A 16,238-nucleotide genomic window follows, 5' to 3' on the forward strand; every position below is an offset into this window, starting at 1 on the left:
GTCCATCATGAGCGTTCCTTCCTTTGGCGTCGGCACCTTCCGCCTGACCGGCCAGACCGTCATCGACTCGGTGCGCAACGCCCTCGACGTTGGCTACCGTGCAGTCGATACCGCGCAGATCTATGGCAACGAAGCCGAAGTCGGCCAGGCCATCGCCGAATCCGGCGTCCCGCGCGACCAGCTGTTCCTGACCACCAAGATCTGGGTGGACAACTACGCCGCCGACAAGCTGATCCCGAGCCTGCGCGACAGCCTGGCCAAGCTGCGCACCGACTACGTCGACCTGCTGCTGATCCACTGGCCGGCGCCGGGCAATGGCGTTGAACTGCGCGAGTACATGACCGCGCTGGCCGAAGCCAAGACGCTGGGCCTGACCCGCCAGATCGGTGTGTCCAACTTCAACATCGAGCTGACCCGGCAGGCCATCGAGGTGGTCGGTGCCGGCGAGATCGCCACCAACCAGATCGAACTGAGCCCGTACCTGCAGAACCCGGCACTGACCGCCTTCCTGCAGGACCAGGGCATCACCGTGACCTCCTACATGACCCTGGCCTACGGCAAGGTACTGAAGGATCCGGTGCTGGCCGCCATCGCCGACAAGCACCAGGCCACCGTGGCCCAGGTCGCGCTGGCGTGGGCGCTGCAGCGGGGTTACTCGGTCATTCCGTCCTCGACCAAGCGCGAGAATCTGGCCAGCAACCTGCTCGCCCAGGACCTGCACCTGGATGCCGATGACATGGCCGCGATCGCTGCACTTGACCGCAACGGCCGCGAAGTCGATCCGCCGGGCCTGGCCCCGGCCTGGGACTGAGGAGCCTGGCCATGGGCAGTGCGTTGGCGCGGCTGCAGGCCGGTGGTTTCAGCATCGGCATCGAAGCACCGCTGGACAATGACTGGACGCCGCTGGGCGAACAGGCACGACGCGCCGCGCGACGCCTGCCCGGTGAACCGGACCTGCAGCGCCATGCGGAGCTGGCACGGTTGGCCGACCGCCTCGGGTTCCGTGCGCTGTGGGTACGCGACGTACCGGTGTACGACCCGGCCTTCGGCGATGCCGCACAGGTGTTCGAGGTATTCAGTTACCTCGGCTACCTGGCCGGCATCACCAATGACATCCTGCTGGGCACCGGTGCGGTGGTGCTGCCGATCCGTGAGCCCTTGCTGACCCTGAAGTCGGCGCGCAGCGTGCAGCGGCTGAGCGGCGACCGCCTGTTGCTGGGCGTGGCCAGTGGCGACCGCCCGGTGGAGTACCCGCTGTTCGGTCGCGACTTCGACAGCCGTGGCAGCCGTTTCCGCGAGCAGATCGCATTGCTGCGCGAAGGCGCCGCCGCGCACCTGCCGCAGGGCCTGGACGTGCTGCCCGCCGATGGCCCGGCCCTGCCGTTGTTCGTGGCCGGCCTGGCCCAACAGCAACCAGCATGGATCGGCCAGCACATGGATGGCTGCCTGGCCTACCCGGGCGCGCCGCAGGACCATGCGCAACGCGTGGCGGCGTGGCGCGCCGTGGCCGGCAACAAGCCGTATGCCAGCTTCATCCACCTGGACCTGGTGGACGATGCCGACGCCCCCCTGCAGCGCTGGCGCTTCGGCCTGCGTGGCGGCCGCAACGCCCTGCTGGCCGAGCTGCACGCCATGCAGGCGGCCGGTGTCGACCACATCGGCCTGCAGTTCCGCCGCAACGAACGGCCGTTGGCCGAAACCTTCCACGAAATCGCCGAGTACGTGCTGCCGCACTTCCCGGCCCATGCCGGCGCCACCGCGACGGCCTGACAGTTACCGGAGCTTTGCCATGAAGATGAAGACCCTGGCCGCGCTTGCGCTGGCCACCCTGCCGCTGTCCTTCCAGGCCACCGCCGAGGAGTGGTATCCCTCTGCCTACGGCGCCCACGACGAGATCGGCGCGGCCAACCTGCTCACCGCTGACGTGGTCAAGCACGCGGTCTCGCTGGTCAGGACCGGCAAGACCTATCCGCTGGCGGTGCCGGTGGACAAGAACCTGCCCGCGTTCCGCCACCGCAGCTTCCGCCTGTACAACGTGCAGGTCGGCCAGCAGGCCGGCAAGTCGCTGGGCCCCAACAAGTTCACCTTCAACGATGAACTGGTGAACGCCTGGACCGGCGTTGGCACCCAGCTCAACGGCATCGGCCATATCGGCATCGACAACGTCTACTACAACGGCAACAAGGCCGCCGACTTCGTCACCGTGGACGGTGTGCGCAAGCTCGGCGTCGAGAAGGTACCGCCGATGGTCACCCGCGGCGTCGTGCTGGACATGACCGCGTACTACGGCAAGGCGATCGTGCCCGGCGGCACCGAGTTCACCGTGGCAGACATCCAGGCCGTGCTGAAGAAGCAGGGCCTGAGCCTGCGCAAGGGCGACGTGGTGCTGTTCAACACCGGTTGGCTGGAACTGATCGGCAAGGACAACACGCAGTTCCTCGAAGTGGAGCCGGGTATCGGCATGGAGGCCGCGAAGTGGCTGGCCGACCAGGGCATCGTCGCCTTCGGTGGCGACACCTGGGCCTCGGAGGTCTACCCGAACCCGAACGGTACCGAGGAGTTCCCGATCAACCAGTACATGCTGGCCAAGCGCGGCATCTACAACCTGGAGCTGATCGACAGCCGTGCGCTGGTGCGCGACAAGGCCTGGGAATTCCTGTTCGTGCTCGGCCAGCCGCTTTACGTCGGCTCGACCCAGGTCAACATCAACCCGGTGGCGATCCGATGAACACGGCCCCCGCCTTGCCGTTGTTCGCCGGCCGCCGCTTCCGCGTCAGCTATGACGGCCTGGCCGCCGACAATGTCTACAGCGCCGATGGCCGCCACGTGCAGTACGCCATCGTTTCCGGCGCCTATGCCGGTGCGCAGGGCGAAGCCGCCTGCGAGTGGCAGCAGATCGGCGAAGGGGTCTATGCCATTTCGTGGCAGGAAGCCGATGGCGCAACGGTCGTGCATGTCGACGACTTCGTCGGCGGGCGTTCGCTGGCCTGGTTCACCGCCACCGATGGCAGTTTCCATCGCATGCAGGGGCCGTTGGCAGCACTGTGATGCCGGCCAGCGGCCGGCACCACCTGTGCGTGGACGGAACATTACAGATCGGTAATGTTCGGGTCAGGGCGGCGAAAGGCGCCGCCCTCCACCCTAAGGGCCACGTCTTCCACAGGTGTCCCGCGCATGACCCGTTCCCTTCGCCGCTCCGCCTCCCTGGCGCTTCTCCTGTCCGGCCTCGCGGTTGCGCCGCTGGCCCTGGCCCATCCCAGCCTGGTGCGTTCGACGCCGGCCGCCGACGCCACCATTGCCCCGGCGACCGAGATCACGCTGCAGTTCAGTGAGAAGGTGATGCCGCGTGCCACCCGCATCGAACTGAGCATGGACCATGGCCGCATGAAGATGGCCATGCCCACCACCGCACAGGACATTTCCGAAGATGGCCACACGCTGCGCGCGCGTTTCGCCAAGCCGCTGCCCGCAGGCAGCTACGCACTGCAATGGCGCGCGGTCGGCCAGGACAGTCATCCGATGACCGGCAACTACCGCTTCACCGTGAAGTAAGGCCGCCGCCATGGCCGAGCTCTCACCGTATGCGCTGCGGCTGGCGCTGTACCTGGTGCTGATGCTGCTGTTCGGGCGGATGCTGTTCGTCCGTCCGGTGCCACGCGGCGTCCCGCTGGCGCTCGCCCTGATCGCGTTGGCCGTGGTGGTCACCGATGCCATCACCCGCTTGTCCGGTGTGCTCGGCATCGCGCCGGTCGACATCGACCCTGCAACGGCGCACTGGTTCCTCACCAGCACGCCGGTAGGTGAAGCCGGCCTGCTGCGCACCGTGGCGGTGCTGGCGATGCTGCCCCTGCTGGCATCCGCCACGCCGCTGGGTGGACCGCGGCGCGTGGCGCTGCTCGCGTTGTCCGGAATGGCCCTCGCCAGCCTGTCCTGGAACGGCCACGCCGCTGCGGGCGATGGGTTCGGTGGCACGCTGCGGCTGCTGGCCGGCAACGTGCACCTGCTGGCCGTCGGCGCCTGGGTCGGCGCGATCGCCGCCATTCTGCAACTGGCGCTGCGTCCACAAGGCCTACACCTGCGCGAACGCACCCATGCACTGTGGCAGGCCGCCCACAGCTTCGCCCTGCCCGGCACGGTCATCGTCGCCGCCCTGGCGATGACCGGCACCTATACCTATGTCGACCTTGGCGGTTCCGTGCAGACCCTCATCGGCACTGCGCACGGACGCTGGCTGCTGCTCAAACTCGCCCTGGCCGGTGGCATGCTGGGCCTGGCCGCGCTGCATCGCTGGCGGCTGGTGCCGGCGCTGGCGGTCTCCATCCGTGGCGGCTGGCAACCCAGGCCGCTGCGCTCGCTCCGCCAAAGCCTGGCCTGCGAATCGCTGCTGGCGCTGCTGGTGCTGGCCTGCGTCGCGGTGCTTGGCACGCTGGACCCACTGGCATGATCAATCCGTTCCGGTACGGGCCCAAGCTGCGATGATGGGCGCATCATGAAACTGCTGATCGTCGAAGACGAACCCAAGACCGGCAACTACCTGCGCCAGGGGCTGATCGAGGCCGGCTACGTGGTCGATCTCGCCTGCAACGGCGTCGACGGGCTGCACCTGGCCGGCAGCGGCGAGTACCAGCTGGTCATCCTCGACGTGATGCTGCCCGGCCTGGATGGCTGGAACGTGCTGTCGCGGCTGCGCGAGGCCGGCTGGCAGGTGCCGGTACTGTTCTTGACCGCGCGCAGCAGCATCGCCGACCGCGTGCAGGGCCTTGAGCTGGGCGCCGACGACTACCTGGCCAAGCCATTCGCCTTCGCCGAGCTGCTGGCGCGGGTACGCACCCTGCTGCGTCGCGGCCAGGCGCAGCCGCAGGCCGAGCGCATCGTCATCGCCGACCTGGTGGTGGACACCCTGCGCCGCCGGGTTGAACGCGGCGGCCAGCGCATCACCCTCAGCCAGAAGGAATACACCCTGCTGGAGCTGCTGGCGCGCCGACGTGGCGAAGTGCTGCCGCGCTCGTTGATCGCTTCGCAGGTGTGGGACATGAATTTCGACAGCGACACCAACGTGATCGACGTGGCGATCCGCCGCCTGCGCGCGAAGATCGACGATGACTTCGATGCCAAGCTGATCGTCACCGTGCGCGGCATGGGCTATGTGCTGGAGGCGCCGGACGACGGTGCAGTGCACAGCGGATGAGCCTGCGCCGTTCCATCGCGGTGCGGCTGACGCTGCTGTTCGCCATCGTGGCCACGCTGGTGCTGGCCGCGTTGGGCGTGGCGATCTATGTCAGTGCCCGCCACGACCTGGTCGCCCAGGACTTCGTCGAACTGGAAAACAAGGTCGCGTTGATCCGTGACCTCGCCGATAACGGACCTGCGTCCGCACGCGGGAAGCGCTTGGCAGAGGCGCTGGGCCATCATCCGGATATCGCCTTCCACGTTGTTGATGGGCGTGGCGCGGTGCTGTTCTCGACCGCACCGGCACTGCTGCGCGAGCATGCACGCGGCCAGCCGATCGACGCCGCGCCACGGCGGCACGACTGGATCCTCGCCGATGGCCGCTGCATGCATGCCCTGCACCTGCGCCAGACCCTGGCCGACGGCAGCCCGCTGGTCACCCTGCTGGCCATCGATGACGACCGCCATGCCGATTTCCTGCAGCGCTTCCGCCACCTGCTGGCGATCGCGATCATCGGCGCCGCCGTGGCCAGCAGCCTGCTCGGCGGTTATGTGGTGCGGCGTACGCTGCGGCCGCTGCGCACGCTGGCCGATGAGGCCAGGCAGATCACCGCCGGTCGCCTGCAGCGCCGCCTGAGCGCGCGCAGTGCACCGGCCGAACTGGAGCAGTTGGCGCAGACCCTCAACGGCATGCTGGCACGCCTGCAGCAGGACTTCGCGCGGCTGACCGAGTTCTCCGGTGATCTCGCCCACGAGTTGCGCACCCCGATCACCAACATGCTGACCCAGGTGCAGGTGGTGCTGGCGCACCCGCGCAGCAACGAGGCCTACCGCGAGACGCTTGCGTCGTGTGCCGAGGAACTGCAGCAGCTGGCGCAGACCGTGGGCGACCTGCTGTACCTGGCGCAGGCCGAGGCGCCGGGCGCGCTGCCCTCACGCGAGCTGGTGGCGCTGGATGGGGTGGTGGATTCGCTGCTCGAGTTCTACGACCTGCTGGCCGAGGACCGGCAGTTGACCCTGCGCCGCGACGGTGTGGCGAGCGTGGAAGGCAACCGCCTGATGCTGCACCGCGCGATCGCCAACCTGCTGTCCAACGCGTTGAAGCACGCAGCCGTGGGCAGCGAAGTACGGGTGCGGCTGATCGAGGCCGATGGCGTGTGCAGGGTCAGCGTGCACAACCTTGGCACGCCGATTGCCGCCGAAGCGCTGCCGCGCCTGTTCGATCGCTTCTACCGCGGCGAGCGCGGCCGCCACGAAGGTGCCGGACTGGGGCTGGCGATTACCCGCGCGATTGCACAGGCCCATGGCGGTAGTGTGAGTGTTGTGTCGGATGACACCGGCACCGTGTTCGAGCTGGTGCTGCCGGGCGCCGCCGCCCGGTAGTGCCGACCGCTGGCCGGTACCCCGGTACATCAAGCGCATTGCAGTTGCCGGCCAGCGGCCGGCACTACCCTGCACAGCCAGCCCATGGCAGCGTCTCAGGAACGTTGCTTCGGTGCTGCCGGCCAGCGGCCGGCACTACCCAGCACGCGCGCCCTTGGACGGTAGTGCCGGCCGCTGGCCGGCAACCCCGGTCTGCTCGAACACCCCGGCCACCCAGTCGATGAACACCCGCAAGCGTGGCGACGGCGTGCGGTTGCGCGGGTAGACCAGGCTCAACGGGCTTGCCGTCGGCGGCGTCTCAGGCAACAGCTCGACCAGCTGCCCGCGCGCGATATACGGGTCCATCCGGTAGCGCGGTGCCTGGATGATGCCCAGGCCCGCCAACGCGGCCCCAAGGAATGCATCCGCGCCGGAAACACGCACCCGCGCCTGCAGCGGCACGTAGCGCACCTGTCCCGCCTGCTGGAACTCCAGGGGGATCAGCTGGCCGGTGGCGCTGGAGCGGTAGCCGATCATCTGATGGCCTTGCTCCAGCGATTCAATGGTATCGGGCAGGCCGTGCGCCTGCACATAACCCGGCGCGGCCACCGTGACCTCGCGCAGCATCGTCAACCGGCGCGCCGCCAGATCGCTGTCGGCCAGCGTCCCCACCCGCAGCGCCGCATCCACGCCTTCGCGCAGCAGGTCGACATAGCGGTCGCCTTCACTGACGTCCAGCTCGATCTCCGGGTAGCGCTGCAGGAATTCCGGCAGGTGCGGGAACAGCAGGTGTCGGCCCAGCGTGCCATGTACTTCAATGCGCAGCGGCCCGCGTGGCGGGGCATCACGGAACGCAGCCTCGGCATCGTCCATGTCGGCGATCAGGCGCAGGCAACGGCCATAGAAGGCCTCGCCTTCCAGCGTCGGCACCACCAGCCGGGTGGTCCGGTGCAGCAGGCGCACGCCCAGCCGCTGTTCCAGCGCCTTGATCGCGTCGGTCACCGTGGCCCGTGGCAGGCCCAGGTCCTCGGAGGCCCGGGTGAAGCTGCGGCGCTCGACGATACGGACGAAGGCGCGCATGGCCGTGAAACGATCCATTGTTCGGCTGTCCGGATGATGTTGACGGATTATGCAGGACTATCCGAAAGGACAATCTCGCGAAGATAGCCCTGCGCCACTCCGGCGCTCCCCAGTGGAAGCCACCATGACCCCCTCCCCCGCCCGCTCTGTCGCCCTGGTCACCGGCGGCTCCCGTGGCATCGGCGCCGCCATCTCCCGCCGCCTGGCCGCTGAAGGCCACGCGGTCGCGATCAACTATGCGGGCCGCCGCGACGACGCCGATGCATTGGCGGCCGAACTCAGCGCGGCCGGCGCGCAGGCCATCGCGCTGCAGGCCGATGTCGCCGATCCTCAGGCGGTGCGGCAGCTGTTCGATGCCATCGAGGCGCGCTTCGGCGGTATCGACGTAGTGGTGAACAGTGCCGGCGTGCTGCAGTTGGCGCCGCTGGCCGATACCGACGACGCCCTGTTCGAGCGGGTGATCGGGATCAACCTGAAAGGCGCCTTCAACGTGCTGCGCGAGAGCGCGCGACGGGTGCGCGACGGTGGCCGCCTGATCACCCTGTCCACCAGCGTGGTTGGCATCAAGCTGGAGAACTACAGCGTGTATGCCGCCAGCAAGGCGGCGGTGGAGACGATGGGCGCGATCCTCAGCAAGGAGCTGCGCGGGCGCAACATCACCGTAAACGCGGTGGCTCCCGGTCCGACCGCTACCGACCTGTTCCTGGACGGCAAGTCACCGGAACTGATCGAGCGGCTGGCGAAGATGAACCCTCTGGAACGGCTGGGTACGCCGGAAGACATCGCCGGCGCGGTGGGGTTCCTGGCCGGTGCCGATGGCGGATGGATCAACGGCCAGGTGCTGCGCGCCAACGGCGGAATGGTGTAGATCGCGCGAACGGCATCCACGCATGGCGTGGATCTACTGATCGCATCTACGCGGAGCGCGGGAACTCGGTAGCTCCGGGGCATGCCCGGCGGCGGGGTCGCATCCACGCATGGCGTGGATCTACCGTGCGGATCATCCGGTGCGTGCCTCGCGGCGGCGATGCACCCAGTAGTACAGCGTGGGCAGTACCAGCAGGGTCAGCAGCATCGCCGACAGCAGGCCGCCGATCACCACCACCGCCAACGGCTTCTGGGTCTCGGCGCCAATGGCATGCGAGGTCGCCATCGGCAGCAGGCCGAACATCGCCAGCAGTGCGGTCATCAGCACCGTGCGCAGGCGCTGCAGCGAGCCCTGCACCACCGACTGCAGCAGGTCCATGCCCTGCTCGCGCAGCTGGGCGAAGCGGCTGAGCATCACCACCCCGTTCAAGACCGCCTGCCCGAACAACGCGATGAAGCCGATCGCCGCCGACACCGACAGTGGAATCCCAGTCAACCACAGGGCGAGAATGCCGCCGATCATCGCCAGTGGCACGTTGGCCAGGATCAGCGCGGCGCTGCTGATGTCCTTGAAGGCATCGAACAGCAACACGAAGATGATCAGCACCGACAGCGGGATCACCCAGCCCAGCCGTTTCATCGCACGTTGCTGGTTCTCGAACTCCCCGGACCATTCCAGCCGGTAGCCTTCCGGCAACTGCACGCTGGCGTCCACGCGCTTGCGCATGTCGGCCACCACGCTGCCCATGTCACGCCCGGCGATGAAGATGCTCACCGCCTTGACCCGCTGTGCGTTCTCGCGCGAGATGTTGATCGCACCGCTGGCCATGCGGAAGTCGGCCACGTCGGACAGTGTCACCGTGTGCCCATCGCCGATGCCGACCGGCACCGTGCGCAGCCGTTGCAGGTCGCGGTCGGCGTCGTCCAGGCGCAACGTGATCGGGAACCTGCGGTCACCTTCCCACAGTTCGCCGACCTGGCGCCCGCCCAGTGCGGTCTCGATCACCTCGTCGATATCGCGCACGTTCAAGCCATAGCGCGCAGCACGGTCGCGGTCGATTTCGATCTGCAGCTGCGGCAGTGAGCCGTCACGGTCGATGAAGGCACTCTCTACGCCCTCTACGCCACGTACCTGTCCCAGGATCGCCTGCGCCTGCTGGTTCAGCACGTCCAGATCCGAGCCACTGACCTTGATCACCACCTGGCCCTTGATCTGCGAGATGCTCTCCAGGATGTTGTCGCGCACCGGCTGCGAGATCGAGAACTCCGGCCCTGGAATACGCTGCTCCAGCGTGCGCTGCAGATCACTGACCAGCTGCCGCTTGTCCACGCCCTTCGGCCATTCCTTCTCGGGCTTCAACGCCACCAGCGCCTCGATCTGGTTGGCGCCCTTGGCATCGGAGCCGTCTTCCGGGCGCCCCAGCTTGGCCACCACCGTCGATACCTGCGGGAAGGTGCCGACCAGCTCACGGATGCGCCGCGACTGCTGCTGCGCCTCGGCCAGGCTGGTGCTGGGGTCAAGCGTGGCGGTCAGCCAGATCGAGCCCTCGTCCAGCTCCGGCAGGAACTCCGAACCCAGCCGGGTGCCCAGCGCGAGCGTGCCGGCCAGCAGCGCGACCGCGGTCAGTACCACCGCACGCGGGCGGGCCAGAGCGCGCTCCAGGATCGGCCGGTACCAGCCGGTCAGGCGGTCCATCAGCGGATTGCCGTCGCGCATGCGGTCGCGCCGCAGCCACCAGTAGCAGAACAACGGCACCACGGTCAGCGCCAGGATCAACGCACCGATCAGGGCCGAGGTCACCGAGTACGCCATCGGCGCGAACATGCGGCCTTCCTGGCGCTGCAGGGTGAAGATCGGGATGTGTGCGGCGATGATGATCAACATCGAGAAAAACGTCGGCCGCCCCACTTCCGATGCGGCTGAAAGAATGGTCGAGAACCGTGTCTTCCGGTCGGCCGCAGGGGGCAGCTTCGACAATCGCGAGACGATGTGCTCGGTCACGATCACCGCGCCGTCGATGATGATGCCGAAGTCCATCGCACCCAACGACAGCAGGTTGGCCGGCACGCCCCACAGGTGCAGGCCGAGGAAGGTCGACAGCAGCGCAAGCGGCATCATCGCCGCCACGATCAGTGCGGCGCGGGCGTTGTACAGGAACAGCCACAGCACCAGGAACACCAGCACCGCGCCTTCCAGCAGGTTGCTGAAGACGGTTTTCAGCGTGGTCGAGACCAGCCACGAGCGGTCGTAGAACGGCTCGATGCTGACCCCGTGCGGCAGCTGGTTGGCTTCGATCTCGGCGATGCGCGCATGCAGGGCGCCGAGCACGTCGGACGGATTCTCGCCCTTGCGCATCAGCACCATGCCGAACACCGCATCGTCATTGTCGTCCTGGCCGACCAGGCCCTGCCGTGGCAGGCCGGTATCGGCGATGCTGGCTAGGTCGCGCACCAGGATCGGCGTGCCACCACGCTGCTCCACGACCACATTGCCGATGTCGGCCGGCGAACGCATCAGGCCTACGCCGCGGATCAGGAACTGCTGCTGGCCGCGCTCCACGTAGCCGCCGCCGGCATTCGAGCTGCCCTTCTCCAGGGCCTCGGCGAACTCACGCAGGCTGATGCCGCGGTCACGCAGCTTGTCCAGGTCCGGCTTGACCTGGAACGTGCGCGCGAAGCCGCCGAAGCTGATCACATCGGCCACGCCCGGCACGGTGCGCAGGCTGCGCTCCATCGTCCATTCCTGCACGGTGCGCAGCTGGGTCGGCGTCATGTGCGGGCCCTTGAGCACGTAGCGGTAGATCTCGCCTACCGCTGAGCTCATCGCCTCCAGTTCCGGGGTCACCCCTTCCGGCAGCTCCACGCCCTGCAGGCGCTCCAGCACCTGCTGGCGCGCGAAGTAGTCATCGGCCTTGTCGTCGAAGGTCAGGATGATCATCGACAGGCCGAACTGCGTATGCGAGAACACCCGCACCGAATGCGGAATGCCGGACAGCGCCACTTCCAGCGGCATCGTCACTTCGCGCTCCACCTCTTCGGCCGCGCGCCCGGTGTGCAGCGATACCACTGTCACCTGTGTATCGGACACATCCGGAAAGGCCTCGACTGGCAGCACGCGGAACGCGGCAATGCCAGCGCCGATGAACAACAGCAGCGCCAGCATCACCATCAAGGGCTGGCGCAGGCAATAGGCAATCAGGCGATCGATCATGGCGCGGCGTGCCCCGTGCCGGCGCTGGCGGCGGCTGGCGCGCTGTCGACCAGCTGCTGCAACAGCAGGCCGCCCTCGACCACCACTCTGCTGCCAACCGCCAGGTCGTCACGCACCCACAGCCGGCCATCGCCCAGTTCCTCGGCATGCACGGCATGGCGCACGTAGCGCCCCTTGTCCTCCTCCACGAACACCACCTGCTTGCCGTCGATCAGAAGCACGGCCGCATCGGGCAGCGAGACACCGCCGTCGGCCGGCAACGCCACCTGGGCGCGCACGTACTGCCCCGCCTTGAAGCCGCGTGCGCGGTTGTCCAGCTCGGCGCGCGCCTGCACCACGCGGCGTTCGCTGTCGACGAAGTCATCCACGTGCTGCAGGGTCGCCTGCAGCAGTTGGCCATCGGCACCGGGTACGCTCACCTGCATGCCCGCCTTCATGCGTCCGGCCAGGCTCTCGGGAACATCCAGCAGCAACCACAGGCGGTCCGGATCGCCAATCACCGCCAATGGCTGTTCGCTGTCCGGGCTGACCGCCATGCCCGGGCTCATCCGCCGCTCCACCAGCACGCCATCAATGGGCGCGCGCAGCGGCAGGCGCTGGTCGACGCGCTGGCCGTTGCCATATGCCTTGGCGAAGGCGGTTGCACGCGCATGATCGGCCTGGCTGCCGGCGAAGTTGGCCTCGGCCTCGTCCAGTTCGCGGCCCGACGCCACACCCGCCGCATGCAGCTCGCGGGTGCGCTCCAGCTCCTTGCGCGCCTGCTGCAGCTCGGCGCGGCCACGCACGCCCTCCGCCTGGGCCTGGCCGAACTCGGGCGAGGTGATCCAGGCAATCAATTGGCCGGCCTTCACTTTCTGGCCCGGCTGCGCCTCGATGCGCGCCACCTGCCCCGGCAACGGCGTGCGCAGTGCACTGGAACGGGTCTCGTCCCAGACCACCCGGCCCGGCAGCTGCAGGCTGGCGCTGGCGCCGGCGGTCACCGCCTCGCTGCGCAGCACGTCCAGCTGGCGGCTGCCGGCAGGAAACTGGATCTGGCCGGCACTGATCTGCGGCGCATCCTCGGTGTAGGACGCCGGCTCACGGCCGCAGCCGACCAGCAGGGCCAGCGCCAGCAAGGCCGGCAGCACGCCGTGTCGCGCCCGCGGGCGATGGGCGACGGGGGACTTCATCGGGACTCTCCTTCAGCAACGGATGTGGCCGCTTCCCAGCGCGCCAGGGCAATGGCATGGTCGGCGCGCGCATCGATCAGCGCGGCCTCGAAGTCGCGCCAACTGCGGCGCGCATCCAGCAGATCGGTCAGGCTGGCGGCGCCGCGCCGGTACGCCAGTTCGATGCCCTGCACCGCCTTGCGTGCGGCGTCGGACTGCAGTCCCTCATAGTCGCGGCGGCGCTGTGCGGCGGACTGCGCGCTGGCCTGCAGCTGGTCCAGCTCGGCGCGTGCTTCGCGCTGCAGTACCTGCAGCTCCAGCGCGGCGCTGTCACGGTCGGCCTCGGCACGCTGGATCGCGCCGCGTGCACGTGACGGGCCGCCGAGCGGAATGGTCAATGACACACCCCAGGTGACGCCGCTGATGTCGGTCGGCTCGCGCTCGGCCTCCACACCCAGCTGGATGTCGCGATGGCGCTCACTGCGCGCCAGTGCCACACCGGTGTCGGCCGCGGCCAGGCGCGAACGTGCCGCGCGCAGATCGGCACGCTGCTGCGGGTCGAACGCACGCGTATCCACCCTGCCCGCGGGGTCTGGCCACGGATCATCGGCGCTGAGGTCATGGCTGTCGTCGCGGCCGAGCAGCAGCCCCAGCGCATGCCGTGCATCGCGCAGATCCAGGGCCGCCTCGCGCGCCGCGTCGGCTACGGCGAGATCGTCCACCGCCAGCCGCGCGCGATCCACCGGTGCCATCGCCCCTGTCGCGACCTGCTTGTCCGCCGCCGCCATCTGCTCGGCCGAACTCTGCCGGTTGGCATCAGCAATCCGCGCCCGCTCCTGGGCGCCCTTCAGGCCGAAATAGGTTTCATGCAGCGCCACCTGCTGGCGACGCCGCGCATCCAGCATCTCCAGCCCGGCCACTTCCAGCAGCGCGTCGGCCTGGCGGATGCGCAGTGCGCGCTTGCCACCACGTTCCCAGGTCCAGCCCAGGCCCACGGTGCTGTCCACCCGCTTGTCCTGCCAGCGCCCAGGGCCGATACCATGCTTGGGGCTGATCTTGCTGGTGCCGATCGACAGCTCGGTGGCCGGGCGTAATGCCGCCGTCTGCGCATCGCCCTGCACACCGCGCAGCTCCAGTGCCGCCGCGCGCAGGTCCGGGTTGTGTGCTTCCATTGCGCGCTGCGCTTCCTGCAGGGACAGCGCCGAAGCCGCAGGCGCGCACAGAAGCGTGGCCAGCACGGCCGCTAGACGAGAGGAGAAATTCATGCACGTCACGGTAAGGTGATGCACTTGCGCCAAACTTGCCCCAACCTTGCACGAAGCTTGCAATGCGAATCCTGCTGATCGAAGACGACGCCGCTCTGGCCGATGGACTGATCCGCGCCCTGCAGGGTGCCGGTCATCTGTGCGACCACCTCTCGCGTGGACTGCACGCGCCGGCGGCATTGGCCAGCGCACCGTATGACGTGATGGTGCTGGACCTTTCATTGCCCGACGTCGATGGCCTGGACCTGCTCTCGCGCCTGCGCAACGACGGCGCCACCCTGCCGGTGCTGATCCTGACCGCACGCGATGGTGTGGAGGACCGCATCCTCGGCCTCGACCGCGGTGGCGACGATTACCTGGCCAAGCCGTTCGCACTCGGTGAGCTGGAAGCCCGCCTGCGTGCACTGTCGCGCCGCCGCAGCGATGCACCGGCGCAGAAGCGATTGGGCCGGTTGTGCTTCGACAGCATCCGCAATGAAGTGCAGGTTGAAGGCCAGCGCATCGAGTTGACCGCGCGCGAGCTGTCGCTGGTCGAGGCACTGATGCAGCATCCCGGTCGTACCGTCACCAAGCAGCGCTTGTTCGATGCGCTGTACAGCTGGGACCACGAGGCCAACCTGTCGGTGATCGAGGTGCATGTCAGCCGCCTGCGCCGCAAACTGGAACAGGCGCGCGCCGGCGTCGGCATCCGCATGCTGCGTGGGCTTGGATACCGGCTGGAGGCCGCGGGTGACTGAGCGCGTGCACAGCCTGCGTGGCCTGCTGCTCAGGCGCCTGTGGCTGCCGCTGCTGGTACTGCTGCTGTGCAGCGCAGTGGGTTCATTTGCGCTGGCCCGGTTCTATGCCGGCCAGGTTTACGACCGCTGGCTGCTGGATTCGGCGATGTCGTTGTCCGAACTGGTGACGGTGCAGGATGGTCGCGCTTCGATCGAGATCACCCCGGCGGTCTCGCGCATGTTCAGCTGGGACACCGCCGACGAAGTGCATGGCGAGGTGGTCGATGCCGAGGGTGGGCGTCTGTATGGCGACCTGCCCGAAGCCCTGCCCCGCCCGGCGACGTCCGCCAACAGTGACGACGCGGTCTACTACGATGCGCGGCTGCGTGGTCAGGCTGTGCGCATGGTCGAGGTGGTGGTCAGCGCCGGACCGGGCCATGACATCCGGCTGCGCGTGGCTGAGACGCTTCGCAAACGCCACCGGCTGGAGCGCAAGCTGCTGCTGACCAGCGTTCCCTTCCAGGCCGCGATCCTGGCACTGGCGGCGTGGCTGGCCTGGTCCGGTACAGGCGCTGCCGCTCGCCATGCCAACCTGGTTGCGCGGAAGCTGGCCAGCCCGCGGCCGGATCCGTTGGCACCGTTGGACCCCGCGCAGGAGGCACCGCGCGAACTGTGGCCGGCGGTGGAGGCCTACAACGCGCTGCTGCAGCGTCTGGACGCGATGCAGGATGCGCAGCGGCGCTTTGTCAGCAATGCCGCGCACCAGCTGCGCACGCCCTTGGCGGCGATGCAGGTGGAACTGGAGAGTTCATTGCGCCAGCACGACCCGCAGGCCCAGCAGCTGGCGCTGTCCGGCACGCTGGCCGGGCTGGCCCGCTTGCAGCATCTGGTCAACCAGCTGCTGATGCTCAGCCGCTCGGAAGATCCGCATGGCAGTGCACTGCCACTGCAACCGGTGGACCTGGCTGCGTTGGCACGCGGGGTGGTGGAGCGCTACGCCGACCGTGCGTTGGCGGCGGGCGTTGACCTGGGCTACGAGGGGCCAGACGACGGCGTGCAGGTACAGGGCGATCCGCAGCTGCTGCGCGAAGCATTGGGCAACCTGCTGGACAACGCGCTGCGCTACGGTGCCGTGCCCGGTGTGATCACCCTCGGCGTTCGGCAGGAGGCCGAAGGCGTGCAGGCATGGGTTGACGATGACGGCGCCGGCATTGCCGAAGCCGAACGCACGCGCGTCACGGAACGCTTCTACCGGGCCAGCAGCGAAGGCGATGGCTGCGGGCTGGGGTTGGCGATTGTGGCCGAGATCGCGCAGCGACATGGCGCGATCCTGATGATTGATACCGCCCCGATCGGTGGCGCGCGGGTGGGGGTGCGGTTCCGTTTCCGCTGACCTCCCGCGTGCCAACCAAGGTTGGCA

Annotated in this window: 15 protein-coding genes; 11 read left to right on the plus strand and 4 right to left on the minus strand. The window is 68.3% G+C overall.

Annotated features, from left to right (window positions below; genetic code table 11):
* Positions 1-7: 7 nt before the first annotated feature.
* From dkgB to CKW06_RS13345, 8 genes are all read left to right on the plus strand, one after another.
* The gene (gene dkgB / locus CKW06_RS13310; RefSeq protein WP_005409837.1) at positions 8-811 is read left to right on the plus strand and encodes a 2,5-didehydrogluconate reductase DkgB; all 804 of its coding nucleotides are present in this window, start codon (positions 8-10) and stop codon (positions 809-811) included.
* Between the two features lie 11 nt (positions 812-822).
* Positions 823-1,770, plus strand: coding sequence for a TIGR03571 family LLM class oxidoreductase (locus tag CKW06_RS13315; RefSeq protein ID WP_005413603.1), 948 nt, complete (start codon positions 823-825; stop codon positions 1,768-1,770).
* Between the two features lie 19 nt (positions 1,771-1,789).
* On the plus strand, positions 1,790-2,728 hold the full coding sequence (locus CKW06_RS13320) for a cyclase family protein (RefSeq protein ID WP_032963259.1): 939 nt from the start codon (positions 1,790-1,792) through the stop codon (positions 2,726-2,728).
* Positions 2,725-3,048, plus strand: coding sequence for a MoaF-related domain-containing protein (locus CKW06_RS13325; RefSeq protein WP_005409840.1), 324 nt, complete (start codon positions 2,725-2,727; stop codon positions 3,046-3,048). Before CKW06_RS13320 ends, CKW06_RS13325 begins: the two co-directional genes overlap by 4 nt.
* Before the next feature lie 126 nt (positions 3,049-3,174).
* The gene (gene copC / locus CKW06_RS13330) at positions 3,175-3,552 is read left to right on the plus strand and encodes a copper homeostasis periplasmic binding protein CopC (RefSeq protein ID WP_005409841.1); all 378 of its coding nucleotides are present in this window, start codon (positions 3,175-3,177) and stop codon (positions 3,550-3,552) included.
* A gap of 10 nt (positions 3,553-3,562) precedes the next feature.
* Positions 3,563-4,444, plus strand: a complete 882-nt coding sequence (locus CKW06_RS13335; RefSeq protein WP_024956527.1) for a CopD family protein — start codon at positions 3,563-3,565, stop codon at positions 4,442-4,444.
* 45 nt (positions 4,445-4,489) lie between these two features.
* Positions 4,490-5,188: a heavy metal response regulator transcription factor gene (locus CKW06_RS13340; RefSeq protein ID WP_012480412.1), complete on the plus strand. Its 699-nt coding sequence runs from the start codon at positions 4,490-4,492 to the stop codon at positions 5,186-5,188.
* On the plus strand, positions 5,185-6,552 hold the full coding sequence (locus CKW06_RS13345; RefSeq protein WP_024956526.1) for a heavy metal sensor histidine kinase: 1,368 nt from the start codon (positions 5,185-5,187) through the stop codon (positions 6,550-6,552). Before CKW06_RS13340 ends, CKW06_RS13345 begins: the two co-directional genes overlap by 4 nt.
* A gap of 135 nt (positions 6,553-6,687) precedes the next feature.
* Here CKW06_RS13345 and CKW06_RS13350 read toward each other — a convergent pair whose 3' ends face one another.
* Complete coding sequence (locus CKW06_RS13350) at positions 6,688-7,629, minus strand: LysR family transcriptional regulator (RefSeq protein WP_024956525.1); 942 nt, start codon at positions 7,627-7,629, stop codon at positions 6,688-6,690.
* A 106-nt stretch (positions 7,630-7,735) separates the two neighbouring features.
* Here CKW06_RS13350 and CKW06_RS13355 point away from each other — a divergent pair, with 106 nt between their 5' ends.
* The gene (locus CKW06_RS13355) at positions 7,736-8,479 is read left to right on the plus strand and encodes an SDR family oxidoreductase (protein WP_024956524.1); all 744 of its coding nucleotides are present in this window, start codon (positions 7,736-7,738) and stop codon (positions 8,477-8,479) included.
* A gap of 132 nt (positions 8,480-8,611) precedes the next feature.
* On the opposite strand, the gene CKW06_RS13360 is transcribed toward CKW06_RS13355, so the two are convergent.
* From CKW06_RS13360 to CKW06_RS13370, 3 genes are read right to left on the minus strand one after another with little or no spacing between them, the layout of a single operon-like run.
* Positions 8,612-11,689 carry an efflux RND transporter permease subunit gene (locus CKW06_RS13360; protein WP_024956523.1) on the minus strand — a complete coding sequence of 1,026 codons (3,078 nt, stop codon included), beginning with the start codon at positions 11,687-11,689 and terminating at the stop codon, positions 8,612-8,614.
* The gene (locus CKW06_RS13365) at positions 11,686-12,858 is read right to left on the minus strand and encodes an efflux RND transporter periplasmic adaptor subunit (protein WP_024956522.1); all 1,173 of its coding nucleotides are present in this window, start codon (positions 12,856-12,858) and stop codon (positions 11,686-11,688) included. The genes CKW06_RS13360 and CKW06_RS13365 overlap by 4 nt, the downstream gene beginning before the upstream one ends.
* Entirely contained in the window at positions 12,855-14,102 is a 1,248-nt protein-coding gene (locus tag CKW06_RS13370; RefSeq protein ID WP_024956521.1) for a TolC family protein, read from the minus strand. Before CKW06_RS13370 ends, CKW06_RS13365 begins: the two co-directional genes overlap by 4 nt.
* A gap of 62 nt (positions 14,103-14,164) precedes the next feature.
* Here CKW06_RS13370 and CKW06_RS13375 point away from each other — a divergent pair, with 62 nt between their 5' ends.
* Together CKW06_RS13375 and CKW06_RS13380 are read left to right on the plus strand one after the other, a co-directional pair.
* Positions 14,165-14,839, plus strand: a complete 675-nt coding sequence (locus CKW06_RS13375) for a response regulator (protein WP_005409850.1) — start codon at positions 14,165-14,167, stop codon at positions 14,837-14,839.
* Positions 14,832-16,211 (plus strand): sensor histidine kinase, encoded by a 1,380-nt coding sequence (locus CKW06_RS13380; RefSeq protein ID WP_024956520.1) that lies wholly within the window; start codon positions 14,832-14,834, stop codon positions 16,209-16,211. The genes CKW06_RS13375 and CKW06_RS13380 overlap by 8 nt, the downstream gene beginning before the upstream one ends.
* Positions 16,212-16,238 lie beyond the last annotated feature (27 nt).

Origin of the sequence: Stenotrophomonas maltophilia (assembly GCF_900186865.1) — a bacterium.
Classification (GTDB): Bacteria; Pseudomonadota; Gammaproteobacteria; order Xanthomonadales; family Xanthomonadaceae; genus Stenotrophomonas; species Stenotrophomonas maltophilia.

Excerpts from the sequence above, each read along its gene's own strand:
- dkgB (WP_005409837.1), top strand. The coding sequence starts at position 8 with ATGAGCGTTCCTTCCTTTGGCGTCGGCACCTTCCGCCTGACCGGCCAG.
- CKW06_RS13315 (WP_005413603.1), top strand. The coding sequence starts at position 823 with ATGGGCAGTGCGTTGGCGCGGCTGCAGGCCGGTGGTTTCAGCATCGGC.
- CKW06_RS13320 (WP_032963259.1), top strand. The coding sequence starts at position 1,790 with ATGAAGATGAAGACCCTGGCCGCGCTTGCGCTGGCCACCCTGCCGCTG.
- CKW06_RS13325 (WP_005409840.1), top strand. The coding sequence starts at position 2,725 with ATGAACACGGCCCCCGCCTTGCCGTTGTTCGCCGGCCGCCGCTTCCGC.
- copC (WP_005409841.1), top strand. The coding sequence starts at position 3,175 with ATGACCCGTTCCCTTCGCCGCTCCGCCTCCCTGGCGCTTCTCCTGTCC.
- CKW06_RS13335 (WP_024956527.1), top strand. The coding sequence starts at position 3,563 with ATGGCCGAGCTCTCACCGTATGCGCTGCGGCTGGCGCTGTACCTGGTG.
- CKW06_RS13340 (WP_012480412.1), top strand. The coding sequence starts at position 4,490 with ATGAAACTGCTGATCGTCGAAGACGAACCCAAGACCGGCAACTACCTG.
- CKW06_RS13345 (WP_024956526.1), top strand. The coding sequence starts at position 5,185 with ATGAGCCTGCGCCGTTCCATCGCGGTGCGGCTGACGCTGCTGTTCGCC.
- CKW06_RS13350 (WP_024956525.1), bottom strand. The coding sequence starts at position 7,629 with ATGGATCGTTTCACGGCCATGCGCGCCTTCGTCCGTATCGTCGAGCGC.
- CKW06_RS13355 (WP_024956524.1), top strand. The coding sequence starts at position 7,736 with ATGACCCCCTCCCCCGCCCGCTCTGTCGCCCTGGTCACCGGCGGCTCC.
- CKW06_RS13360 (WP_024956523.1), bottom strand. The coding sequence starts at position 11,689 with ATGATCGATCGCCTGATTGCCTATTGCCTGCGCCAGCCCTTGATGGTG.
- CKW06_RS13365 (WP_024956522.1), bottom strand. The coding sequence starts at position 12,858 with ATGAAGTCCCCCGTCGCCCATCGCCCGCGGGCGCGACACGGCGTGCTG.
- CKW06_RS13370 (WP_024956521.1), bottom strand. The coding sequence starts at position 14,102 with ATGAATTTCTCCTCTCGTCTAGCGGCCGTGCTGGCCACGCTTCTGTGC.
- CKW06_RS13375 (WP_005409850.1), top strand. The coding sequence starts at position 14,165 with ATGCGAATCCTGCTGATCGAAGACGACGCCGCTCTGGCCGATGGACTG.